The sequence below is a fragment of the Ktedonospora formicarum genome (assembly GCF_016587355.1).
Classification (GTDB): domain Bacteria; phylum Chloroflexota; class Ktedonobacteria; order Ktedonobacterales; family Ktedonobacteraceae; genus Ktedonobacter; species Ktedonobacter formicarum.
The window spans coordinates 4,077,613-4,101,920 of sequence record NZ_BNJF01000001.1; the positions used below are offsets into that span (position 1 = coordinate 4,077,613).

16 protein-coding genes and 1 tRNA gene are annotated in these 24,308 nt (G+C 53.5%); 8 read left to right on the top strand and 9 right to left on the bottom strand.

Features of this window, described 5'->3' with window-relative positions; all coding sequences use genetic code 11:
* Positions 1 to 18 precede the first annotated feature (18 nt).
* On the top strand, positions 19 to 1,116 hold the full coding sequence (locus tag K3T82_RS17550; RefSeq protein WP_220194737.1) for an acyl-CoA dehydrogenase family protein: 1,098 nt from the start codon (positions 19 to 21) through the stop codon (positions 1,114 to 1,116).
* 7 nt (positions 1,117 to 1,123) lie between these two features.
* Entirely contained in the window at positions 1,124 to 2,305 is a 1,182-nt protein-coding gene (locus K3T82_RS17555; protein WP_220194738.1) for an acyl-CoA dehydrogenase family protein, read from the top strand.
* Between the two features lie 114 nt (positions 2,306 to 2,419).
* Here K3T82_RS17555 and K3T82_RS17560 read toward each other — a convergent pair whose 3' ends face one another.
* Complete coding sequence (locus tag K3T82_RS17560; protein WP_220194739.1) at positions 2,420 to 2,806, bottom strand: hypothetical protein; 387 nt, start codon at positions 2,804 to 2,806, stop codon at positions 2,420 to 2,422.
* A 426-nt stretch (positions 2,807 to 3,232) separates the two neighbouring features.
* Between K3T82_RS17560 and K3T82_RS17565 the strand changes: the two genes are divergently transcribed.
* Both K3T82_RS17565 and K3T82_RS17570 read left to right on the top strand, forming a co-directional pair.
* Positions 3,233 to 3,304, top strand: a tRNA-Val gene (locus K3T82_RS17565).
* A gap of 177 nt (positions 3,305 to 3,481) precedes the next feature.
* Positions 3,482 to 4,018 carry a hypothetical protein gene (locus K3T82_RS17570; protein WP_220194740.1) on the top strand — a complete coding sequence of 179 codons (537 nt, stop codon included), beginning with the start codon at positions 3,482 to 3,484 and terminating at the stop codon, positions 4,016 to 4,018.
* A 30-nt stretch (positions 4,019 to 4,048) separates the two neighbouring features.
* On the opposite strand, the gene K3T82_RS17575 is transcribed toward K3T82_RS17570, so the two are convergent.
* The 7 genes from K3T82_RS17575 to K3T82_RS17610 all read right to left on the bottom strand — a co-directional run bounded on the left by K3T82_RS17575 (position 4,049) and on the right by K3T82_RS17610 (position 16,277).
* A complete protein-coding gene (locus K3T82_RS17575; RefSeq protein ID WP_220194741.1) occupies positions 4,049 to 5,824 on the bottom strand; it encodes an ATP-binding protein in 1,776 nt (591 codons plus the stop codon).
* 18 nt (positions 5,825 to 5,842) lie between these two features.
* Positions 5,843 to 6,217 (bottom strand): hypothetical protein, encoded by a 375-nt coding sequence (locus K3T82_RS17580; RefSeq protein ID WP_220194742.1) that lies wholly within the window; start codon positions 6,215 to 6,217, stop codon positions 5,843 to 5,845.
* Positions 6,218 to 6,700: 483 nt separating this feature from the next.
* Positions 6,701 to 9,364 (bottom strand): CDC48 family AAA ATPase, encoded by a 2,664-nt coding sequence (locus tag K3T82_RS17585; RefSeq protein WP_220194743.1) that lies wholly within the window; start codon positions 9,362 to 9,364, stop codon positions 6,701 to 6,703.
* 208 nt (positions 9,365 to 9,572) lie between these two features.
* Complete coding sequence (gene nrfD, locus K3T82_RS17590) at positions 9,573 to 10,619, bottom strand: NrfD/PsrC family molybdoenzyme membrane anchor subunit (protein WP_220194744.1); 1,047 nt, start codon at positions 10,617 to 10,619, stop codon at positions 9,573 to 9,575.
* 15 nt (positions 10,620 to 10,634) lie between these two features.
* Positions 10,635 to 11,666, bottom strand: coding sequence for a 4Fe-4S dicluster domain-containing protein (locus K3T82_RS17595; RefSeq protein ID WP_220194745.1), 1,032 nt, complete (start codon positions 11,664 to 11,666; stop codon positions 10,635 to 10,637).
* Positions 11,656 to 14,838 carry a formate dehydrogenase-N subunit alpha gene (gene fdnG, locus K3T82_RS17600; protein ID WP_307811061.1) on the bottom strand — a complete coding sequence of 1,061 codons (3,183 nt, stop codon included), beginning with the start codon at positions 14,836 to 14,838 and terminating at the stop codon, positions 11,656 to 11,658. Before fdnG ends, K3T82_RS17595 begins: the two co-directional genes overlap by 11 nt.
* A gap of 200 nt (positions 14,839 to 15,038) precedes the next feature.
* Positions 15,039 to 16,277, bottom strand: coding sequence for an L-lactate MFS transporter (locus tag K3T82_RS17610; protein WP_220194747.1), 1,239 nt, complete (start codon positions 16,275 to 16,277; stop codon positions 15,039 to 15,041).
* Between the two features lie 623 nt (positions 16,278 to 16,900).
* On the opposite strand from K3T82_RS17610, the gene ftsH reads away from it, so the two are divergent.
* Together ftsH and thpR are read left to right on the top strand one after the other, a co-directional pair.
* The gene (ftsH, locus tag K3T82_RS17615; protein WP_236031187.1) at positions 16,901 to 18,724 is read left to right on the top strand and encodes an ATP-dependent zinc metalloprotease FtsH; all 1,824 of its coding nucleotides are present in this window, start codon (positions 16,901 to 16,903) and stop codon (positions 18,722 to 18,724) included.
* A 1-nt stretch (position 18,725) separates the two neighbouring features.
* Positions 18,726 to 19,304, top strand: coding sequence for an RNA 2',3'-cyclic phosphodiesterase (gene thpR, locus K3T82_RS17620; protein ID WP_220194749.1), 579 nt, complete (start codon positions 18,726 to 18,728; stop codon positions 19,302 to 19,304).
* A gap of 121 nt (positions 19,305 to 19,425) precedes the next feature.
* Here thpR and K3T82_RS17625 read toward each other — a convergent pair whose 3' ends face one another.
* Complete coding sequence (locus K3T82_RS17625; RefSeq protein WP_220194750.1) at positions 19,426 to 20,679, bottom strand: MFS transporter; 1,254 nt, start codon at positions 20,677 to 20,679, stop codon at positions 19,426 to 19,428.
* Positions 20,680 to 20,808: 129 nt separating this feature from the next.
* On the opposite strand from K3T82_RS17625, the gene K3T82_RS17630 reads away from it, so the two are divergent.
* Together K3T82_RS17630 and ilvB are read left to right on the top strand one after the other, a co-directional pair.
* Positions 20,809 to 21,741 carry a LysR family transcriptional regulator gene (locus K3T82_RS17630; protein WP_220194751.1) on the top strand — a complete coding sequence of 311 codons (933 nt, stop codon included), beginning with the start codon at positions 20,809 to 20,811 and terminating at the stop codon, positions 21,739 to 21,741.
* An 818-nt stretch (positions 21,742 to 22,559) separates the two neighbouring features.
* Positions 22,560 to 24,308, top strand: a complete 1,749-nt coding sequence (ilvB, locus tag K3T82_RS17635; RefSeq protein WP_220195131.1) for a biosynthetic-type acetolactate synthase large subunit — start codon at positions 22,560 to 22,562, stop codon at positions 24,306 to 24,308.

The window sequence follows — 24,308 nt, forward strand, 5'->3', positions numbered from 1 at the left end:
GTTGAAAGGATGTCGTTTATGCTCGATTTCTCGCCCTCTGAGGAGCAAGAAGAGGTTCGGCGTCTTGCTCATAGTCTGAGTACTGATCTGCTACGGCCCCAGGCGCGTTACGTGGAGAAACTGGGTGATATTCCTCTCGATGTGATGCGTAAACTGGCGCAAACGGGCTTGACTATGCCTTTTGCGGAAGAGTACGGCGGCTCAGGCTCACTGGATGCGCTCACATATGCGCTTATCGCTGAGGAGCTGGGGTTTGGTGACGCCGGTCTGGCTTTGAATGTCTGTGGGTCATTAATGGGACCATTGTGTGTGGAGTTAGGGGGAAGTGTGGCACAGCGAGAGGCATATATTCCCCCATTCTGTGACCCTGAGCAAGGGGCGCAGAAGCGTGGGTGCCTGGGCCTTGCAGAGCCTGGTGGCGGTTATGCATTAGCGCATATACAGACAATGCTTAGCCCGAAGGGGGACCGCTATATTTTACATGGGACCAAGCGTGATGTGCTGCATGGGGAAGTCGGAGAACCGCGAATTATTCTAGCTCGCATGGAGGGGAAGGGCGATATAAGTGGGCTATGTGCTATCATTCTTCCCGCTCAGATAGATGGATTGACCATACGTAGTGAGCGCCAGAAATTGGGCTTGCGGGCCGCGCCGAGTGCGACCCTACATTTTGATCAGATATCTCTTCCCGAGGAGGCTTTGCTGGGGAGACCGGGAGACGAGGGACTCTTACGCGCGATTGCCTTCTATATGTTCTTACGGGCGGGGGTAGCGTGTGGAGTAACACGCTCGGCGCTTGAGTATGCCAGCGCGTACGCGGAAGAGCGTATCGCCTTTCAGCGCCCGATAGTATCGTATCAGGGAATCGCCTTTCTGCTGGCGGAGATGGCGATGAAACTGGACGCGGTTCGGCTTTTGCTCTGGCGAACCGCCACGCGGTGGGACCAGAATCAGGGCCTTGTATTGCTGCTCAAGGACGCGGAGGCAGCGCAAAGGCAGGCTGTCAGATTGGCCCAATCCGCCACGACTGATGCGGTACAGATTCTGGGTGGGGCTGGATTTATGCAGGATCACCCCGTTGAAATGTGGATGCGCAATGCCGCTACAATGGAGTAACACGCATATGATTGATTTCCGTTTGACCACACGGCAACAGGAATATCGCGAGTTCGCGCATCAGATTGCCCTGGAAGAGATGCGCCCTATCTCGTTAGAGTGCAATCGTACCGAACAGATACCCGAAACCTTCTTCTGGAATATGCAGAAGCGTTTTCGAGGTGGTATCGATGGGCAGGCGCAGCGTTATGTGCAGGAGGGAGAACGTAGCGCCGCGCTCCTGGCGATGCTCGCCAACGAGGAACTGGCCTGGGGCGATGCAGCCCTGACGACGGCTATCCCTGGTCCGGGCCTGGCGGCTCCCCCTCTTCTCTCACAGGGCTCACGTGAGCAGAGGCAGAAGTTTCTGGGTCTCTACGAAGATGAGCAACTTCATTGGGGGGCCCTGGCATTGACCGAGCCGGGCATCGGCTCCGACGTCGCCGGTATGGCGACGACTGCCATGTTGGAAGGCGACGAATGGGTGATCAATGGGCATAAACATTACATCACGAATGGGGCGCGGGCCGATGTGATTATCACATTTGCCACAGTAGATAAAAGTATGGGGCGCGCGGGCATCCGTCCTTTTGTTGTGCTCAAGGGAACGCCAGGATTGATCATTGGGCGGATTGAGGAGAAGATGGGCCTCCGTGCCTCGCAGACGACCGAACTCATCTTTGAGAACTGTCGTATTCCTAGAGAAAACTTGCTCGCGGGGCGTGAAGCGAGTGGCAAAACAGGTTTTAAGGCCGCCATGGGAACGTTAGACGCGACCCGCCCGATGGTGGGAGCGCTAGCTGTTGGCATCTGTCGCGCGGCATATGAAGCGGCTCTGGCCTGGTTTCAGGAGGAGTTGCCAGCGGGCTACCCACCATTCAAGCGGCATGAGATTGAGGAGACGTTGGAAGATCTGCGCCAGAGGATAGAGATGGCGCGCTTACTGGTCTGGCGCGCGGCGTGGATGGCTGATCAGCGTCTGCCCAATTCCAAAGAGGCATCGATGTGTAAAGCCTACGCGGGCGAATTGGTGATGAAGGTTACCTCCGAGGCCGTACGCATAACCGCGCCGGGGGAGATGTCTGAGAGAAAGCAATTGATTCACAAGTGGTTCTGTGATGCCAAGGTGTTTGATATCTTCGAGGGAACGGCCCAGATACAGCGCCTGGTGATTGCGAGACGCATGTTCCCGAAGGTGAATATCCCCTAGCCATCGCCTTGGAGAGCAGGTGGATAGAGCAGTGCGTGTGGGGGATAAAGAGAGCGGGGATGATATTGTCTATATTCACCCCCACTCTCTTTATTTATAAGGCTTGCCCACGGTCTAGCGACGGTAGTTACCAGCCTGGGTGAAAAATATCTTGCGAAAGCCCTGGATAACTATGATAGCAACCAGGATTTCAACCACAGCCATGCTAATCCAGAGCCAGAGCAAGTTCAGGGCATGGGGACCAGTTGGAGATGTGGAATCAATAGATTGCAGGAATAGCGGGACCAGAATCCCCAGAGGGATCGCGAATAAGAGCGCGCAGCATATCAGTACAAACCCTGGCAGCAGGATGCGCCAGAGTCCAGAGTCTTGTAAATTCTCGGTCTTCGCGGTACCATAAGCTCGACGTGGCTCCGCTTTCGTAGGTTCCGTCGATGCCTTCGCCTGCTCTTTAGCTGGCTCCATTGCCGCTTTATTTGAGGTTGAGGTCGTTTCTTCCATAGATATATCTCCCAAAGAACAAGAAATAACTTCTAGCCTTCAGTATATCATACAAAAGAGGATACCCAAGCTCGTTGCCCTAGCTTCTAGAGGTGGCGGCGAATATAGCGCTCGAAGCGATTGCGTATAAAAAGGACCAGTGCTGGCAATAGCACAGTTCCCATCAACCATTTCCCAAAGCTTCTTTTACCAGTTGCTTGCGACATTAGCTTTGCCCTCAACATTCTTCTTTGCCATGGTTTGCCTCTCTTCTGAGCATAAGCAAGCTTACAAGCTGAAGTAAAAGCAAGCGAAAGGTGGAAGGCTCTCTGCACTTGCCTGGAGGCTGAGCGCTGCATGAACTTCAAGTTCAGGGTGGGATTGAGAACGCGAAAATGCTTGACAATTCTAGATGTTAATGCTACTATAGTCAGGTCAACAGTTCAAGGGCGCTTAGCTCAGGGGGAGAGCGCTTCCTTCACACGGAAGAGGCCACTGGTTCGATCCCAGTAGCGCCCACTTTTTGCCTCACATCATATTCCTCTGTTTTCCTCTTCCAATCCTTTACCACCTGAGTCATTATGGTCTATCTGGCTGTTTCAATTGCTTACGCAGTGTTTATAGCTTATAATAATAGATACCTATAACTGACGAAAGCGTGGAGCTTTCTTGCCGCATACTCTGTGAGGGTACAACATGCCAGCAATAGCGATGATGTTTGCGAGCAGTTTACAACTACATGTGGTAAATCCTCTGGGTGCCTTCCTTTTGTTCGTCCTCTGGATTGTCCTGTTTAGATGTTCACACTTGCTTGTCATGCTGATGAGGCGAGAGCCTATTATTGGCTGGGCGATTGGTCCGCTAGGCATCTCGTTTATGATGTCGCACGAGCCTTCGGTGCTCTTTACCTGGTTGAATGCTATTGTGCCTGCTATTGTGTCGGGTGGTATTCTCTACGTTGGCTTCTTTTCCCCGCTTAGCCCCTTCATTGTGCCCCATCATCCTCTTTTTCAGGTTCTTGCGGTGGTGTGTGGTATCCTTGTGAGCAGTACAGGTGATCTTGTGACAGCCTTACGTGATTCGGTCTATCCCCTCTGGGGAGAAGCGAGAATTCTGCGCAATATACAGGTATTGCGTGCCACATGGGCGCGTATCCACTTTACACCCTATGGGAATTCGTACGTTAATGACCACTTTGACTCGACGCCGTCTGACTTACTCAAAGCCTTCTAGAGCGTGCTCTAGAATGGCGCTGCCTAAAAGTTAGTTTTTGTCGGTATTGAGGGGGTATGGCGTCGTGTGCAAGGATGCTGGAAGGGTGAAGTTGAAGGTGGTACCGATCCGCTGATTATTGGTAAACCAGATGCGACCGCCATGTTTGGTAATGATCTCCTTAGTGACAAAGAGTCCTAGCCCGATGCCGGAGTACTGCTGAGTGGCGGTATTATGGACGCGATAGAAACGCTCAAAGATGTGGTCGTAATGTTCGGGGCTCACGCCGATGCCCTCGTCGATAATGCTAATGAGGTATTCTTCGCGTTGTTGCTGAAGGCGAAGAGTCACCTTCCCACCATGTGGGGAGTATTTGATCGCATTATCCAGAATGTTACCCACAACCTGCCCGATACGCTTGCGATCGGCATTGACGCGTGTCTCGCGTGTTTGAATATCGAGATAGAGCGTATGCTGTTCAGCGCTATCCTGAATTGTATGGACATACTCGCTGAGCAAATCGGCCAGATAAAACTCTTGATAGTGGAGCTGGAGCTGTCCCCATTGTAATTGTGAGAGGTCTAGCAAGTCATTGACCAGGCGCTCTAAATGCTCTGTCTGACTCTGGACGATATTCAAGCTTCGCAGATCGTAGTGCTCTGGTGGATCAGTCGCAGGCGCGGTCTGTGAGCCACGTAATTTGCGTAAGCGGCGTTCAATACGCCGCACCAGATGTTGGGTATAGCCCTTGATGGCGGTTAGTGGCGTGCGTAATTCATGCGAAACGACGGAGACGAACTCATCCTTCAGGCGTTCAACCTGCTTAATGGAAGTGACATCATTGAGCACGGCAACAATGCCAATAGGGGGATATGTCAGGCCGTCTGAGGCATGAATAGGTGAGGCACTTACTTGTAGGGTGAGTGGGACTGTATCACTTTCGCCACCGATGAATAGTTCCTGATTCGTAACAGTTTTCCCGTGAAGCCCCTCTTCTACCACCTCAGTAAGCTTGAGAAGCCAGGGAACGGCATTCTCTTGCGCCAGATCGCGTAAGGGTCTATGTAGCTGGAAATGGACATCTGACTGCGCGAGCATATGGCGAGCCGATTGGTTGAGAGAGGTAATAGCGCCCCTGGAGTCAGTAATAAGTAGTCCCTCAGCCATACTGCGGATGACCAACTCCAGGCGTTGTCGCTCAAGTTCAGCCTCGCGCCAGAGCGCATTTTCGCGTTCGCGCAGGCGAACATTCTCCAGGGCGATTGCCGCATAGTCGGCGACCATAGCGGTGAGTTGGAGCAGATTAGTATCAAAAGAGTCGGGGCGTTCGTCGAAGAGGCTCAACAAGCCAATAATATGATTCTCTACAGTGAGTGGAATGTTCAAGCAGGAGCCAAGATCGTTACCCGTGACCTCTTTGATTGTGCCTGGTTGAGCCAGTTCATCGGGGGCATCCAGGTACGCAGTCGTTGCGAGCTGATTTTCATCGATGGAAGGAAAATCCATCACGCGGGCGGCGCTAGCAATGCGGTGAATCATACCATCTATAAATGCCGGGCTAAGTGGGTAAGAAGGAATGATAAAGAGTTGATGGGATTCGCCTTTGAGTAAGATGCAGCATGCAGTAAAGCTATAGATCTCTTGGAGTGCGGCAAGAAGTGCATGATGAACCTGAAAACGGTCGAACGCAGCTACGAAACGTTTGCCGATCGTGTTGAGATAGGCTATCTCTTCGCGAACAGCAGCCAGGCGATCCGCGCTCTCTCCAATGGAAGAGCGGAATGCCTCGGAGTGGGTTGGTGTTTCTGATTGCAGACTGCTCTCCATGCTTTTTCCTTGTCCGGGCTACAGCTGTTTTAACTGGTGAGTCACCTCATCGTGCAGGATTGGCACAATTAAGTCTCCCGTTAATTCTCGTAAGCCAGCGAAACATTCGTCGAGAAGGTCATTCAGCCCATTAGCGAGTTCGGCAGGAGTGACGCCAGAAAGTTCTTCCTGGATAGCTGATGGATGGATATCAGTATAAGGCCGTTTTGTAAGGTAACCTAGAAAGGGGTGTGCGTCCATAACTCTTTTGGCTGCTCCCTGCACCAGTACTCGCGTGGTTGCTTTCCCCAGATAAGGCGCGACCCGCTTATCGATCAGCCGTACTGCCTTCAAGAATGCTTCAGTGACCTGCTCACGGGAGATGGAAGATGAGTCATCAGGTAGGTATAACACAATAGACTCCCTTCGCCTATTTAAACGCTCTCCGATTTTATTATAGCATAGTTGCCTATATATTGTAAGTAAATAGTACTTAGGACGCCGGAACCGCTTTCTGGCATAAGCAGAGTGATTTTGCTTGCTTTACTGCTTTTGTGTAGATTCTGGCAAAACTGCGGTACTAGTAGAAGCACTGCTATTATTATAAGCATCAGTAGAGCGAAAAGAACTACTCTTCTTTATTAGAACTTTGTGTAGAAATTTTGTCTCTCATTCTTAACGCTTGGCGGGTGGCACTGGTTTCAAAAGAAACCTACAAACAAGTGTATGGTATCTTATAAAACGAGCTAAAGCGCCATTTTTTGTCCCTCTGTATATATAGACGTAGAAATATAATGATTATTAAATTACTGACTGCTTTCTCAGAGTGGATAGAGAAGCAATATGTAAAGCGGCGAGGCACGCTAGCATGCCTCGCCGCTTTACATACTCATATCATTAGAAGATCCCGAAGGAATGGAGGAGCAGGACGATGACCAGGATAATCAGAACAGAGACACCCCAGAACACGGGGTTGCGTAGTGCCAGAGCCGGGGCTGCCACGTTTGCCAGAGCTGGTAGGTTGGGCGTTTGATCCTGCTCGGCAGCCATTTCGAGCAGGCGTTCGCGTCCCTTTTCCAGCTTGGTCTGCTTCTCCTCCGCCTCTTCCTGTACATTGTAGCGTTCACGCTGTTCATCAATCGCGTTCGCGAAATGAGTCGCAGTAATTTGTAGCGGCGTGGATGCGTTGACGGGCTCAAGGGCGACGGAACTACCTGAGCCGTCTGCCGAGCTGGTGACATCGGCTGTGGCTGGCTGAGGGGCAGCAGGTACCGACGCCTGGCTGGCGACGAGTTGAGGTGTGATCCAGCCACGCAAGGCCAATAGCGCAGCCCGGCGACAGATGGCCTCAATGTCCGCGCCACTACGGCCCTCAGTGAGCCGGGCAAGCTCCTCGGAGGTTACCTCGGAAGACATGGGGCGTCCGCGCAAATGCACATCGAAGATTGCGCGTCGCTCTTCTTCATTTGGGTAGCGCAGATCAACAACCAGATCGAAACGTCCGGGACGTAGAATCGCCGGATCGATCAATTCTGGGCGATTGGTTGCCGCCAATACAATGACGCCTTCGCGTCCCTCGATACCATCCATTTCAGTGAGAAGTTGCGCGATCAGGCGATCTCCCACGTTGCCGTCCATACCGCCACCACGGCGAGGAGCCAGAGCATCGATCTCATCAAAGAAGATGAGGCAGGGGGCTGCCTGCTTCGCGCGGCGGAAGACCTCGCGCACACCCTTCTCAGACTCACCAACCCACTTTGAGAGTAGCTCGGGACCTTTGATAGAGATGAAGCTGGCTTCACACTGGTTAGCAAGCGCGCGGGCGATCAAAGTCTTACCTGATCCGGGAGGGCCTGCGAGGAGGACACCACGAGGCGGTTCGACTTTGGCGTTCGCGTAAATGTCGGGATAGCGAAGCGGCCATTCGACTCCCTCTGTGAGCAACTTCTTAATGTCTTCAAGGCCACCGATATCATCCCATGAAGTTTCACTGACCTCGACATAGACCTCACGCGTCGTGGATGGTTCCACCTCGCGTAGAGCAGCCTGGAAGTCCGCCATCGTGATGCTCATGTTGACCAGCGTCTCATAGGGAATGTAGCCACGCTGGTAATCGATGTGAGGAAGGACGCGCCGCAAAGCGATCATTGCGGCCTCGCGACAGAGTGCTTCCAGGTCAGCGCCTACGAAACCAGGAGTGAGCTGGCCCAGGCGCGCGAAGTCAATGTCGTTCGCCAGAGCGGCATCACGGCTGTGAATGCTCAGAATCTCCATGCGCCCGCGCACATCGGGCACGCGAAGAGCGATTTCACGGTCGAAACGACCGGGGCGACGAATAGCTGGATCGAGTGCGTTCGGTTGGTTTGTGGCACCAATCAAGACGATTTGCCCACGTGATGCCAGCCCATCCATCAGTGCCAGGAGTTGTCCTACGATACGTCGCTCGACTTCACCGCCACTCTCGGCGCGCTTGGGTGCGAGAGCATCCAACTCATCAATGAAGATGATGCTGGGTGCCTGCCGCTGAGCTTCCTGAAAGACCGAACGTAGGCGGGATTCGCTCTCACCGTAGAACTTGTTAATGATTTCAGGACCATTGATAACGAAGAAAGCCGCATTCGTCTCAGCCGCAACGACACGGGCGATGAGCGTCTTACCAGTGCCAGGAGGGCCATAGAGCAAAACGCCCTTGGGCGGCTCGACGCCCAGGCGATCAAAGACTGCAGGATACTTGAGTGGAAGCTCGATCATCTCTCGGATGCGCTGGAGCTCTTTGCCCAATCCTCCAATATCCTCGTAGCTTACAATGCCGGGGCCGCTATTGGTCGCGCCTCGCGTCTGGGCGCGTACGATAGTTCCTGGTTGCACCAGAACGGCCTCGACATCGGGCGATGGCTGTGGCGGATCGATGGGAGGTAATTCACTGGTTCCACGCTTCTCAAGGGTATAGGTGGGCGTGGTCGGAGTTGTATTGATGATCAAGAACTCGCGCGGAGAATTGCCGGGCAGGCTGACCCGTAGCAGATCGCCAATGGTTACGGGGAGCCCAACCAGATAGCGTGTAATGTATTGCAGGTCACTTTCTTGAATAGGTGTGCCCGCGCTCAAAGGGAGGAGCGTAATTTTCTCTGCGTTACGGACCTTGGCTTTGCGTACAGTCACGCGCTCGCCCAGGCCGGAGGCGCTATTCTGGCGTACCAGGCTATCCATCTGGATATTAGGTTGATTACGATCTACGAGAGCGCTTGGAACAACTTTCGCGGCGGTCGTGCGTGCTCCGGTGATCATGATAATATCGCCGGGCTTACAGCCAAGGCGGGCGATCTGGGATGGATCGATGCGAGCGACCCCACGTCCGACCTGCATCCCCTCAATGACCGTGAGTTGCAGAGCGTCGTTGACCAGATCAGGCGCTTCCTGAGCATCGAGTGGTCGTGTCGTGCCTCGCGTGGCTGCTGGCTGTGCTCTATTATTGTCCTCCGCCTGCGGAAGTTTGGTTGTTGTGCCAGTGTGGGGAGTAGTATCCTGATTATCGCGGTTAGTGTGAGGTGACTCCTCCATAAAAACAAAGCCCTTTCTCAGCTACGAAGGTACTCCAGCTTCGTAGGCATTAGATCTCTCTGTACTAGCTTACGAAGGTGCGCTAAAAAAGTTGAATTGTCTTCTTGTGTCTGGTACTGAGGGCTGTAGAGCGTGGCAAAACAAGTAGGAAGATTGCCGGGAGCGCTGATCTGTATCTACCAGCGCTCCCGGATCAGGGGGATTATGTTTAGCGGCGTGCGTTCCACAACGTCGTGCGCGCGTCAACGCTGGAAGGCTGACCTGCCTTGACGATGGTGTGGCGCAAGAAGTAGCCACCAACGAGAACTAGCAGTGAGATAAGCAGTCCCTTGCCTCCACGTACGCGGCGCTTGCTCGTCCGCTCCCCACCCAGCAGAGCGAGTGATTGGAGAAGCCAGGGGAGGACGAGGCCACTGCCGACCATAAAGCGCCAGAAGGTCCGACCGTGCTCACCAGAGCCTGTACCAACGAGTGGGCGCGCGGTGCGATTGGAACCGCGCAGAAAGCGGAACAGCTCAAACGCCTCAAGGCTCATCGCAGCCCATTCGATCTTCTCTAACTTATGGAGCGTTGTGCTTGGCGCGCCGATAATACGCAGCACAAGCGAGATTAGAGCTGAACTAGTTGAGACGGCTGAAGAGATAAAGACTGCTCCCAGGAGTTTGCTTCGCGACCAGATAGGGATGCTCGTCGCGGTTAGCAAGACGCCAGAATAGCTTCCCAGAAAGGCGGCCAAAGTCATGCCAGGAAGAGCCAGGAGCTTCTGAGGCATAGCAGCGAGGAAGCGCGCGCCCCACCACTTGCCGAGTAGCCCATCGCGAGCGGCCTGGATAGTAGCCGTGATGCCGCTCACTACGGAGAAGCTAAAGAGGCACCATGAGCCCATTGACATTGGTGACTTCACTTTAAAAACGCGCAACATATGTAGGAAGCGCTCAGGGCGACCTAGATCCTTGATAAGGAGGGGTGGGCAGGGGAGCAGGGCTAGTAGTGAGAGATAATAGCCCGTGCGTACCACTGTGCGATCCTCTTTGCTACCAAAAATTGAAGCCAGACTAGCAAGGATATAGCAGCCAGCAGCTAAACCGCCAAAGAAGAAGTACCAGATGATCTCCTTATCCCAGAAGGATTTTGTTAGCACCGGGTAATCATAGTAGCTCGGCTCGCGCTCCTCACGGTCCGGGTTTGGTTCGTATCCGGTTGTGAATGTTGCCAGGCGCTCATAGAGTGCCTCCGAATTGGTTAACTGATCCATAAACTCTCTTCCCTCTCAATCCCGCTTACTGAAGAAGAATATGCCAACCAGGCTAAGCGCAATCGTAGCCAGGATCGACCACAGAGAGGCGGGCGGCACATTGTTCATTGGTCGCTGTGGGTTGCGTGGCAGATTGTACGTTTCAGGCTCATCGAGAAGCAAAAAGAAGGAGTTCAAGCCAGCATCTAGAATCTTGTCATCAACACCGTAGAGACGCGCCTCGGTGACGCCGCGTTCATGAAGTATCCCTAAACGTTGCCGTGCCTTCTCCTTAAGAACTTCTACCTCACCAAAGAGAATAGAGTCGGTTGGGCAGGATTTGGCGCAGGCGGGTTCCATACCATCCTTTAAGCGGTCATAGCAGAGTGTACATTTTTTCGCGGTATGACTACCACCATCGTAGTCGCGTGCGATGACGCCGAAAGGGCAAGCTAGCGTGCAATAGCCACATCCATTACAGATGTCTTGCTGCACATAAACAGTATCGAACTCGGTGCGAATGATGGCTCCGGTCGGGCAGGCTTCCTGACATGGCGCGTTAGCGCAGTGTTTGCAGACATCGCTTCGCATCAGCCAGCGCTCATCATTAAAGAAGGGAAGGGCTGTGCCAGGAGGCGTGGTGGGAATCTGGCCATTTTCCTTCGCGGTTGCGATACGGGCCTCAAAATCCGGACTATCAAAGAGTGGGATATCAGGTGCTGGATGTCCATCACCAATGGCAGGTGAGCGGTCGATCTGCTCAATGAACTGCACATGCCGCCAAGTGCGCGCACCAAGGTGGCGTGTATTGTCATAGCTCGAACCGCTCCACTCCTGGATGGGCGGCATGATCTGATTCCATTGTCGACATGCCACCTCACAGGCTTTGCAACCGATACACACACTAGTGTCGGTGAAAAAGCCCATCGCGGGCTGCTCTGGTGGTGGTGGCTCTTTGTGTAGTGGTTGCAGCATCGTCAGAAGCCGGGACGCGCCCGGTAGCCGTTGCGTGGCTTCCGGACCCTGTGCCGGTGATGATGCGAGTGAATTCGCGTCTTTAACGGCCATGGCTTTCTCCTTGAGAGAGGCGTCCGGGGCGCACATTGCAGGTAAACGCCTTGGCCTCTTCGATACTAACGTTGGGTTCAAGCACCATATGAGCCAGGTCATTGGTAATGCTCCCAGTGCTCTTACCCTGGAAACCCCAGTGGAAGGGTAGGCCGATCTGATGAACCTGGCGTCCTTGTACTCGTAGTGGACGCATACGCCGTGTGACCATCGCGCGCGCCTCGATCTCACCGCGTGGCGTGCTAATGACCAACCAGTTTCCGTGTTTGATGCCGCTTTCCGCCGCCAGTTCGGGACTGAGTTCGGCGAAGAGGGCTGGTTGTAGGGTATTGAGCCAGGGCATCCAGCGGGTCATGGGTCCGCTGACATGGTGCTCAGTCAGGCGATAGGTCGTGATGACGATGGGATAGCGCTCGTCTCCAACCTTAGCCAGCGGATTGCCCTTGCGTCCCTTGAAGTATTGTGCTGCCGGATTACTCTGCTGCTTATAGAGCAGATTGTGGACCGGCGACTCAATAGCCTCATAATGTGTAGGTAGCGGTCCATCCTTCAAGCCAGTAGGCGCGAAGAGCCAACCTCGCCCGTCGGGCTTCATGATGAAAGGATCGCTTCCCGAGATGGCGTCCATACCAGTTGCGTCGGGCGCTGGTGCGTAGTCTGGTCGTTTGCTAACTGGGAAGTCAGGGATATCATAGCCAGTCCATTGCTGCTGTTCTTCATCCCACCAGATATACTTTTTACGCTCCGACCAGGGGCGACCTTGAGGATCAGCCGAAGCACGGTTATAGAGAATGCGTCGGTTAGCGGGCCATGCGAAGCCCCATTCCAGATTTGTGGGACCTCCAGGGATGCGCGAAGCCGCTCGATTCTTCCCTGGCTCTGGAAACACACCTGAGTAGATCCAGGAGCCGCAGGCTGTGCTACCATCGGCTTTGAGGGCCGCGAAGTTCGGGACATGGGAGGCGTTGTGTAAATTATAGACCTTTTGCTCGTCTCCCTGGCGAACATAGTAGCCATTGATCTCCTTCAGGACAAGCTCGGAATCTGGTTCGTCGAGGATACGTGAACCGGGTTCAGGCTTAGTGCGCTCGTAGTTCCAGGTGAGAGCCTGAAGACCGCGATCTCTGGGCTCGGTGCTGTTCGCGTACAACTCCTTGAGGCGTCTCCCCAGGTGGTAAGTGAACCAGAGATCTGAGCGCGCCTCACCAGGTGGATCGATGGCTTTATCGCGCCACTGGATCAGACGCTGAGTATTGGTAAAGGAGCCCTCTTTCTCAGTCGAGGCGGCGGCAGGCATGAGGAAGACCTCAGTCTTAATCTTGCTCGAATCGACGTGAACTTCACCAGGGCTATTGTACCAGAAGGCCGCGCTCTCCACTTCGTACAGATCGCGGACAACGAGCCAGTCAAGCTGTGCCAGGGCTTGACGTTGCAGGCGGGCATTGGTGCTGCCAGCGGCGGGATTCTGGCCCATGAGGAAGTAGCCCTTGACCTTCCCATCCAGGATTTGATAGGTCGTCGCTAAGTGCGAATGGTCGCCTGTGATCTTGGGTAAGTAGCGATAGCCGCTATCGCTTTCCTTATCATGAACCTTTTCGCCATACCAGGCGGCCAGAAGGCTCTTGATATAGGCCGGGAAGTTGGACCACCAGCCAGTTTTCTGGCCTGAAACCTGAATATATTCCTCAAGCGTCTGCTGCGAGGGAATATTATGTGTCTCGGGCGCGCAGCCCTCCAGGCATTGTGGCGTATGTTGAGGGGGTGGCGCGGCGGGCTGTGGCATATAGCCTGCTAGCAGATCATAGAGCGTTGGGACATCGGTCGAGCCCTGAATCGAAGCATGACCGCGTAGCGCCAGAATGCCGCCACCTGGGCGACCAATATTACCCAGGAGGAGTTGGAGAATCGAGGCGGCGCGAATAATCTGCACACCTTTGGATTGCTGCGTCCAGCCGACGGCATAGCAGAGGGCCGTAGTACGCTCACGTCCAGAGTTCTCAATGAGGGTCTGCGTGACCTGGAGCCATTTCTCACGCGAGACGCCACAGACCTGCTCTACCATTTCTGGTGTGTAGCGCGCGAAGTGGCGGCGCATGATCTGCAAGACGCAACGTGGATGCTGAAGCGTGAGATCTTGTAGCGGCTTCCCGTATTCGTCGCGCTGGTAGTCCCAGGAGCGCTGGTTGGTATAGGTGCCGCTCTCGGCATCATATCCCGAGAAGAGCCCATTCAAATCCTCGGTATCCTGGAAATCCTCGCGGATGAGCATCGCGGCATTGGTATAATGCTGCACATACTCATGGAAGTAGGTTTTGGTTTCGAGCAAATGACGAATTAACGCACCAAGGAAAACGATATCGCTGCCAGCGCGGGTGGCGACATAGAGGTTAGCAAGCGCCGAGGTACGCGAATAGTGTGGATCAATATGAATGACCTTTGTGCCGTGCTCCTTGGCCTTAACGACATTGGCGAATGCAATTGGGTGTGCTTCCGCCATATTGCTACCCATAATCAGGATGCAATCACTTTGTAAGAGATTCTTTGGGAAGGACGTCGCCCCGCCACGTCCAAGTGAGGTACCCAGACCGGGTACAGTAGAGCTGTGTCATATACGGGCCTGGTTCTCAATTGAGACCATGCCCAGTCCGCCGGAGAAGAGTTTTTTCATCAAGTAGTTCTCTTCTACATCCAGCGTTGCACCGCCAAGCGAGGCAATTCCTTGCGTATGATTGATTTCTCGTCCATCATCGAGGCGCTCGACAAACGTTTCATCGCGTGTCTGTTTCGTTAGTTGGGCGATACGCTCCATGGCCCAATCGAGCGAAACCTGTTCCCAGTGATCACTATAGGGAGAGCGATGGAGTACCTTCGTGAGGCGGCTAGGATTGACAGTATACTGGAAGGTCGCGGAACCTTTAGGGCAGAGTGTACCGTTATTGATCGGACTATTGGGATTGCCCTCGATATCGATCACCTTACCGTCTTTCACATAGACATTTAGCCCACAGCCAACCGCGCAATATGGGCAGACGCTATGAAAGAGTTTCGCATCGCGGATGCGAGGTGCTTTATGTACGCTCTCCTGGCTGAAGGACTTAGTATTCGCCCCAACCTGTAAGAGTTCCGTAAAGGCGGATTGTACCGTCTCTGGTAGGGAGGTATGTTCGTCCATAAGAAGTTCCTTTATAACTCTATCACTCTTTTTCCACACGCAGCTCAATGTTTTTGAACACTGTTCGAAAAATAAACAGTGTTCGGGAAAAGAGCAGCCATGCTCGTATGAGCAGAGAACATGATCGGGTGCTTCTTTAATTGTAGCATAGGCACTCTGTTAGGATTGAAAGCTATACAGAATGCCTATGACTTGTCACGTTAGTGAGTGGCTTCGGGTTCCACCCGTGCCTGGCGTGCTAGCATCTGCGCGAGCAGAGGGAGAGCGCAGCTTACAAGCATAAGGGCCGCTAGAATGAACAGGGTTGTCTTATAGTCGATACTCGCGATGAGCAGGGGGCCGACGATGCCGCCCGCGCTCCACGCGGTGAGCATCGCGCCATAGATAGTCCCCGAATTGCGAGAGCCGAAGAAATCGGCGGCGAAGGCAGGCATAGTACCGAAGCCGCCTCCATAGCAGAGGCCGATTATCGAAGCCGGAATGAAGAGCAGAGCGATGTCACCAATGAAAGGTGTTGCCAGGAAGGCGAGGATCTGGACCGCGAAAATCACCAGGAAGGTATATGGGCGACCAATAAAGTCAGAGAGCCAGCCCCAGAAGAGCCTGCCAGCCCCATTGAAGATCGAAATGGTAATCACCAATGTTGAAGCGACGCCTGCTGTGACACCTGTGAATTTCTGGGCCAATGGGGAAGCAACTGAGATCAGAGCGGCCCCAGCGGTTACATTCAGCGCCAGAATGAACCAGAGCAGATACCAGCGAGGAGATTTGAAAGCCTCGCTGAGCGTATAGTTGCGCACTGTGCTTTCCGCCTGTTGCTTCTGAGTTGGCACCCAACCGGAAGGTGAATAGCCATCGGGCGCGGTTCGGAAGAACTGAGCCGCCACGACCACAATCACACAGAACGCGATTCCCAGGATGATGAATGTGGTATTCAATTGAAAGACTGGGAGAAGCAGATTAGCAGCTATGGGTCCTGTGAGTGCCGCGCCCGCGCCAAAACCTGCTACTGCCAGACCCGTGATAAAGCCGCGTCGGTCGGGGAACCATTTGATAAGCATGGCGATAGCCACAATATAGCCCAGTCCTAGCCCCACGCCGCCGATAATACCGTAAGTTAGATAAAGTAGATAGATACTTGTCGATGAAAAGCCCGCCAAAATTACCCCTAGTCCATAGAGGAGACCTCCAACGGTCGCGATTGTGCGTGGTCCAAAACGGCTATTGAAATAGCCACCAAAGCCAGCGGTGATGCCAAGTGCCAGGAGTGTGATGCTGAAGGTAAGATTAGCCTGTGCCTGACTCACATGGTAAAAGGTCGCGACTGGTTTTAGAAAGACGCTCCAGGCATAGACTGCACCTAACGCGAGCTGCATGCAGAAGGCTGTGACCGCGATTAACCAGCGGTTGGGATTGGTACCTGACATGGTACTACTCATTTGATGCTCCTTTGCAGAAACGATTTGGGCATGCCGACATAGTATGGTAGGAGGACGTGAGGCTGTTGAGAAAAATAGCGGAGAATGATGTTGGTTCCCCCTTTCCAGTTTGCACCAAGAAAGGTTCTTAATCTACGCGCTACAAGGATCTGGCTGGCTCTCGCCCCATAGAGGGAGCGCATGCTTAAGAATCTGCTTGAATATTTGGGGTCGTGGATAGGTCATGTGGCATCAATGCTACCAATCTCGCGCGTTCCCACAATGCGAGCACAACTCCAGTAATGATGTATCAATCATCGCATTTTTTTATAGAAATGGGTATAGTACTTCAGTACCGATGATACATTCTGGTGAACAAGTAGTTATAAACTGAGCTATTGCAGTTATAGCGTGTGATAATGAGGCGGGTATGGTTTTGTTTTTCTAATAATTCTAAGCTTTCTAAGCATTTACTTACCTTGCTAAACAAATTCTCATGCGTTATACTAGCGACAAATTGAGATAAAGAGATACGGCCTATATAGGCGTAGCAGATGTAAATCGGATTTTAAGCCAATTAGCGTGTACCAGCATAGAAGGGTCAAACGATCTGCATGGAAATGCCTCCAAAGAATAACCGCCAGATGAGAAAGACAAGTCCACAAAGTTCAGCGCGAAAGCCAATGCGTAAGAGGAACGCGGCGCTACGGTATAGCCTGGCCGGCTCCTTGATCGTGGTCGGTTTGGTTCTACTTGGTTTCGCGCTGCTACGCCTGACAGGCACCAATATGGGAGCATCGACTGTTGAGGAGAAGCCCATTAGTGCTGTGCTCAGTATGGCACAACAGCATCACCTGAAGTCTGTCACCATAAGCGGCAATGATATTAATGCGACAACCGTTGATGGTAAGCAGATTCACGCTGTCAAAGAAGATGGTCAGCCAGTTACAGACGCTCTTATGAAGGGTGGCACCACCGTTAATGTGCAGGATGCGACACAAGGTAATCAGTGGCTACAGGGGCTTGAGGCTCTGGTCTTGATTCTGCTGGTTGTAGGAACGATGTTCTTCTTCTTGCGCCGCAATGGAAACATGGGTGGTCAGGCTATGCCTTTCGCGCGTTCGAAGGCCAAACGCTTCAGTGAGTCTCGTCCTTCGGTACTTTTCAAAGACGTCGCTGGTGTGGAAGAGGCCAAGACTGAGCTACAAGAGATTGTCGAATTCCTGAAGCATCCAGCGCGCTTTACCCAGATGGGTGCGCGTACACCCAAGGGCGTCCTGCTGGTTGGTGCTCCTGGTACTGGTAAGACACTTATTTCGCGCGCGGTTGCTGGCGAGGCTGGTGTCTCCTTCTATAGTGTAAGCGGATCCGAATTTGTTGAGATGTTTGTGGGTGTTGGCGCGGCTCGTGTACGAGACCTCTTTAAAGAGGCCAAAGATCATTCGCCATGTATCGTCTTTATTGACGAGATTGACGCTGTTGGTCGCCAGCGCTCGAACTCTGGTATGACTGGCAACGATGAGCGTGAGCAAACCTTGAACCAGTTGCTGGTTGAGATGGATGGTTTTGATAAGGATACCAACATTGTTGTGATTGCCGCCACCAACCGCCCAGATGTGCTTGATCCCGCGCTGCTGCGCCCTGGTCGCTTCGACCGCCGTGTTATGCTTGATAAGCCCGATATCCGTGGTCGCCTGGAAATCTTGGGCGTGCATGCCAAAGGTAAGCCCCTGGCGCATGATGTAACGCTGACAGATCTGGCGCGTCAGACCGCTGGCTTCTCTGGTGCGGACCTGGCGAATCTCTTGAACGAGGCTGCTTTGCTGGCTGCTCGCGATGGCCTGTCCTCGATTGAGAAACCACATCTGGATGAGTCCATTCTGCGTGTGATGGCGGGTCCCGAACGCAAGAGTCGCGTGATTACCGAGGCTGAGAAGTCAATCATTGCCTATCATGAAGTTGGGCATGCCATTGTTATGCGTTCAGTTCCGGGCGCGGACCCCGTGCAGAAGGTATCAGCGATTGCGCGTGGTATGGCATTGGGTATCACAGTCCAGGCTCCAGCCGAGGATCGCTACCTCTTGCGCCGTTCAGAATTGCTTGCTAAGATGGCTGGTGCGATGGGTGGTCGAGCCGCTGAAGAGGTTATCTTTGGCGATATCACCACAGGCGCGAGCCAGGATATTGAGTACGTAACTAGTATCGCGCGACGTATGGTCTGTGAATTTGGTATGACACCGTTAGGCAACATTCTGTTCAAGGCTGAAGTCGATGGTTCTAGCACATTTAGCGCTGAGACCGCCGCTCGGATTGACGCTGAAGTGTCACTGCTGGTTGACCAGGCTTATCAGACCGCGCTCAACATTCTGCGTGAGAAGAAAGAGAAACTGATCGCCATCTCAGAGCACCTGATCCAGGTCGAGACAATTGACGGTGCTGAGCTAGATTCGATGTTGTTTGCGGCATAATATGACAAGAACATTCATTGCCCTTGAAATGAATGATGCTCAGCAGCGCCACCTGACGGAGTTGATCCGGCAGGTGGCGCTGTCGTTGCCTAGCATTCGTTGGGTAAACCCCACGGGCATCCACCTCACACTTGCCTTCCTTGGCGAATTGGACGAGGGAGGGGTCGCGCGTGCTATCGAAGCCACTGAGGAAGCCGCGCGTCATGTCAAGCCTTTTGCCTATCATATGACAAACGTTGGAGCCTTTGGTTCGCTGCGCACCCCACGTGTGATCTGGATGGGCATTGAGGAGTCAAGTGGGAGCTTGCAGCGCTTACATCGAGCGCTCAACCATGAACTAAGAGAGAGGCGCTTTGAAGTGGACCGGCGCCCCTTCTCGCCTCATCTGACTCTCGCGCGCGTCAAGGCTCCTCTCTCGCCTGAGGAGCAAGCAAACCTTCAGGATTTACTGGCAGGTAAACAACAGAAGCTCGCGCATGCTGATGCATACGAAATGCGTAGCCTATATGTCATGAAGAGCGAGTTAAAGGCTGGTGGAGCACAATACACCTGCCTGCGAGAATGTCCACTAGGCAACTAGAGCAGATTGATTGAGCCGGTTGCCTGGTTCAGGTTGAAGCGCTGCGTCTACATATGGCTGGGCTCAAGCTTTCTTGTTGCCTCTGTCGGAGAGTTCTAACAAAGAGTGAAACAGGAGCCGCTTATGACAGCGGCTCCTGTTTGTATGGGTGGGCGGGTGGTTCCTGGAAGCGGAAGCGAAGGAGTCCAAGCAGGCCAGTCGTGACGAAGATGAGCGCACAGACGGAGATCGCCTGCTGCACGCTCAGATATTGATAGAGGGGCAGTGCCAGGAGTGGGCCGAGCAGGCTCCCCAGCGCGTTCGTCATATCCGCGAGGCTATAGATCTTGCCAAGGTGGTGTGGAGGCAGTTCGGTCTGCATCATAACCGCCATAGGGATATCTCCCATCGGCCCACCCAGGGCCGCGAGGGACGCGCCAAGCATCGCCACTGGCAGGCTCGGCACACTTACCATCAAAAGGAAGCCACTTCCCACAACGAGCCCACCGAGAAACATGGTCCCCACAGGTCGCCGAAGCGACATACTTCCTATCACAAAATTGCTGACAACATTGCCCACTCCATATGCCCCAACAATCAACCCATATGCGCTCACATTGCCCTGGAGCACCCGGTCTGCAAGCAGTGGTATGCCAAGCACAAAGCCAGCGACCCAGGCGGCGGAGATGAAACCACTACTGAATATAGCCAGGGCGATAGGTTTATGCGCGCGTGCTGCCTGGAAGCCCTGCCGTAGATCAACAAGAAGATCCCTGATTCCAGTGTGCTCTATGGTCTTGCACCGAGGCTTCCAGGCAAAACGACTACCCATGAGGGTTACGGCCCCAGCGGAGAGCAGGAAACTGATTGCATCGAGGGTAAAGAAGTGGGTGAGGGGGAGAAAGGTTACCAGGAGAGCTGCCAGGCTGGGACCAAGCGTGCGTGCCAGGCGACGAGTCACATCCATCAGTCCATTCGTGGCTTGCAACAGATCCGTGTTGGGAACGAGAGCGGGCAGGCTGGACTGAAGAGCGGGATTGAAGAGCGCTCCCAGGCTGCCTACCAGGAGCGAAACTATGATGAGCTGCCAGAACTGAAGCTGCCCAAACGTCGCTAGCAGAGGGAGGCTACTGATGGCAAGCGCGCGCGCGAGGTCCACCGTTATCATAATCGCGCGCCTGTTCCAACGATCCGCGTAGATGCCGCCGAGCAGTCCGAAGAGCAGTGCTGCGCCAGCCTCTACCCCCGCGATAATAATACCGCCCTGGCTACCAGCCATCTTGATCGCGATCCAGAGCATCGCGATCTGATAGAAGAAGTCACCAATAGCCGAGAGCACCTGCCCCGACCAGAGGAGCGCCAGGTGAGGAAGAAGAAGTACTTTGAGAAAACGCATAGTATGTAGCCATCCTTGGGATAAGTATCACAGTGATCTATCGTGTCTTGAAGAGGATAGTCGATTCTGCTACTATTATGCAATCCGATATATGCTATACTTGTTATCGAAAAAATCTATAGGTAACCGATGGATCGTGAGCAACTACTGACATTTGAGCGCATCGTACGCGAGGGAAGCTTTAGTAAAGCCGCTCGCTCGCTGAATATCGCGCAACCTACTATCAGCGCGCGCATTCAGGCCCTGGAAGAGGCCGTAGGTGGGCAACTCTTTCAGCGTGGTGGGCGTGGTGTCACTTTGACCGAGCGTGGAGAGAGCTTCCTGCCATACGCTCGGCATGCCCTGGCGATCCTGGCGGAGGGGGTGGAAACGGCCCGTCTGACACAGTCAGGGCAGCGGGGGAGAGTGACCCTGGCGGCCATGCAATCGCTCGCGGAAGGCTTTTTAGCGCATAGTATTGCCCGCTTCTATCAGACACACCCTCTGGTGGATGTCTCGTTGCAGATAGCGCACAGCGATGAGATTGTCGCCATGCTCATCGACGGTGTAGTCAAGCTAGGGTTGATCGGATACCCATTTCAGGATCGCAATTTGCGAACACTGCTCCGATTGCGCGAGCCGATGGTGCTGGTACTGCCCGCTTTACATCCTCTGGCGGGCTGTGAGGATATAACATTAGCGGAGCTTAGACAGAGCAAAAGCCCCCTTTTCCAGGTCAGATGGGGGAGCGCCATTGATAGCTTATTGCAGAGTATCACTATCCCCGGCCAGCCTGTGATCGAGGTCCCCTTTAGCACCGCGAGACACCTGTTACTACACGGTCTGGGAGCGGCGCTACTCACCCGTACCACCGTATCTGAAGAACTGGCTGATGGACGTTTGGTTGCTATTCGTGTGAGGGATGTTCCTACGGTCTATCGCGATAGCGCGTTAGTTACTCTGGCACATGGCGAGCCACTTCCAAGCGCTCTGCGAGACTTCATTACTACCCTATTGGACGAGGCCGCGAACTCCTCCGCCTTCATCGGTCTACGCTATGGAGATGAGATCGTGGGCCCGTAATATGAATAACAGGTAAAATAGGATATAATATGGTCGAGGCGTAGATAAATATGGATATCATGTCTATTTAGAGGGCATATATGATATGTATTTTGTCTATACTCGGAAGTGGTGCTTGAAATGAATTGGTAGAGGGTTGACAGACACCATGTAGTTGAGGTATCCTCCTCTACATATAAACGACCCCACACTCAAACCTAGCGAGGTTGCTAGTGGGATAGTGGTTTGTGTGTCGTTTGGAATGAGGCAAGTGAGATGTTGTGTGGCAGGCAGTGCCTGTGCCAGCATTATGTACACAATAGTTGGCAGATACGCTTGTACAAAGCGAAACGGAGAGAAGACGAAATGGCAATGACATACACAGCGCAGATGCGGTCAGCAATGTTTGCTGACGAACGCCACGCTTGTAGTATGTCCAATATGCCAGGCGCAATGTCTGCGACGTCTCAGCGCGCCTCGAAAATGGATGCGAAGAAGAGCACTACCTCTAGAACCGACAGCTACATAGCGTCGGTTCTTTTGTTTGTATTGGTCCTTCTGGTTTCCGTATCCCTTAGGAATCTTGTATTCTTGCTTAGCATTATTAGCCTTTTGGGCCTTATTCTTCTTAGCTGCCTTACCAGACTGAAAGGCTTTGCTAGTCTGGTAGGGCTCACCGAGAAGCAAGCCGCAAGAACCGTAAGGGGAGATTAACGGAAGCAACGAAGCAACCAATCCAAAGAAGGTAACCTTGATAGAGGACCTCCCTGTGTGGAGGCCCTTTTTTTGTTATCTTTTTGAAATGCTGCGGAGGAATTATGGCAATCGCCACCAATATTATGCACGATGCAGGAAACACGCGTGAGCGCAGCCAGAGCGCTCGTGAGCTGACCGGAAGCGAGATCGTTTGTGAGGCCCTGGTGCGGGAAGGGGTGGAGTTTATCTATGGCTATCCGGGTGGAGCGATTATTCCTTTCTATGATGCTCTCACCTCTTATCCCGATTTGCATCATGTGCTGGTGCGCCATGAGCAAGCGGCGTCTCATGCGGCTGATGGATACGCGCGCGCCACAGGGAAAGTTGGTGTGTGTGCTGCTACCAGTGGTCCCGGCGCAACCAATCTGGTCACTGGGCTGGCGACCGCGTTTATGGACTCGGTTCCAGTAGTCGCGATCACCGGGCAGGTGGCGCGTCCTTTGATTGGTCGCGATGCCTTTCAGGAAACCGACATTATCGGTATAACCCAGCCTATTACAAAGCATAGTTTCCAGGTTCATAGCATGGATGAGCTTGCTCCAGCGATCCATGAGGCGTTCCGTGTCGCACGTAGTGGGCGTCCAGGTCCGGTGCTGGTCGATATCCCGAAAGACATTCAGCAGGCCCGTGCCTGGTATGATCCCGCGAACTATCAGACCTCTGAGGAACAGTTGCGCCATGAGCAAGAGACTGTTTCCCGCCCTGCGGCTCATCTTATTGACCAGGCTACTCAGATGCTTTCCGGAGCCAAGAAGCCTCTTATCATGGCAGGCCATGGCATTATCCTCTCGGGAGCATACAAAGAACTCAAGGCCTTCGCCGAAAAGACCTCCATTCCCGTCATCACGACACTACTAGGGCAGAGTGCCTTCCCAGAGGATCATCCATTGCACCTGGGAATGCCCGGCATGCATGGACCAGCGCATGTCAACCGCGCGATAGGCGAGTCCGATGTGATCGTAGGCGTGGGTTTGCGTTTTGATGACCGCGTGACTGGTAAGGTTGATGAGTTCGCCCCCAATGCGCGCATTATCCATATCGATATCGACGCCTCCGAGCTACATAAGGTCAAGGTCGCGACCGTGGCGATTGCGAGCGACGCGCGTGTGGCCCTGGAAGCCCTGACCGAGTCTGTCCAGCCCGGCGATTACCAGGAGTGGTTTGAGCGCATTCGCGCCTGGCAGACTGAGAGCGATGAGCGTGTTGGTATGGGACAGTGGGACCCCGCCTACCCAAGTCCGATGGATGTCCTTCAAACCATTTATAAGCAGACCGAAGGGAAGGCCATTGTCGTCAGTGATGTGGGGCAGCATCAGATGTGGACCGCCCGTTTCTATCCCTGGACTCGTCCAAACAGCCATATTACCTCTGGTGGTTTAGGTACAATGGGCTTCTCAATCCCGGCTGCGATGGGTGTCAAGATGGGTATGCCCGATGCGCCCGTGTGGGTGGTGGTTGGTGATGGCTGCGTACAGATGAATATTCAAGAACTGGCGACCCTCCAACAGGAGCGCGTTCCCGTCAAAATCGCGATTATGAATAACGGCTACCTGGGTATGGTGCGCCAGTGGCAGCAATTCTTCCATTCTCGCAACTATTCCGAGACGCCTATCTCCGGCCCTGATTACGTCAAACTGGCGGAAGCCTATGGTCTAACAGGTATCCGTGTAACAAAGAGTGATGAGGTTGAAGCTGCCATTCAGCAGGCGATGGAGACCCCTGGAAGCGTAATCGTCGAGTTCGTGATCGAGTCGGAAGCATGTGTGTACCCGATGGTCGCTCCTGGAGCCGCTATCACCAGTATGATCGAAGAGAGTGAGAGGAGGGCCTAA

Coding starts and splice junctions, on each gene's coding strand:
- thpR (WP_220194749.1), top strand. CDS start 18,726: ATGACAAGAACATTCATTGCCCTTGAAATGAATGATGCTCAGCAGCGC.
- K3T82_RS17555 (WP_220194738.1), top strand. CDS start 1,124: ATGATTGATTTCCGTTTGACCACACGGCAACAGGAATATCGCGAGTTC.
- K3T82_RS17630 (WP_220194751.1), top strand. CDS start 20,809: ATGGATCGTGAGCAACTACTGACATTTGAGCGCATCGTACGCGAGGGA.
- ilvB (WP_220195131.1), top strand. CDS start 22,560: ATGCACGATGCAGGAAACACGCGTGAGCGCAGCCAGAGCGCTCGTGAG.
- K3T82_RS17570 (WP_220194740.1), top strand. CDS start 3,482: ATGCCAGCAATAGCGATGATGTTTGCGAGCAGTTTACAACTACATGTG.
- K3T82_RS17575 (WP_220194741.1), bottom strand. CDS start 5,824: ATGGAGAGCAGTCTGCAATCAGAAACACCAACCCACTCCGAGGCATTC.
- K3T82_RS17585 (WP_220194743.1), bottom strand. CDS start 9,364: ATGGAGGAGTCACCTCACACTAACCGCGATAATCAGGATACTACTCCC.
- nrfD (WP_220194744.1), bottom strand. CDS start 10,619: ATGGATCAGTTAACCAATTCGGAGGCACTCTATGAGCGCCTGGCAACA.
- K3T82_RS17550 (WP_220194737.1), top strand. CDS start 19: ATGCTCGATTTCTCGCCCTCTGAGGAGCAAGAAGAGGTTCGGCGTCTT.
- ftsH (WP_236031187.1), top strand. CDS start 16,901: ATGAGAAAGACAAGTCCACAAAGTTCAGCGCGAAAGCCAATGCGTAAG.
- K3T82_RS17610 (WP_220194747.1), bottom strand. CDS start 16,277: ATGAGTAGTACCATGTCAGGTACCAATCCCAACCGCTGGTTAATCGCG.
- K3T82_RS17560 (WP_220194739.1), bottom strand. CDS start 2,806: ATGGAAGAAACGACCTCAACCTCAAATAAAGCGGCAATGGAGCCAGCT.
- K3T82_RS17625 (WP_220194750.1), bottom strand. CDS start 20,679: ATGCGTTTTCTCAAAGTACTTCTTCTTCCTCACCTGGCGCTCCTCTGG.
- K3T82_RS17595 (WP_220194745.1), bottom strand. CDS start 11,666: ATGGCCGTTAAAGACGCGAATTCACTCGCATCATCACCGGCACAGGGT.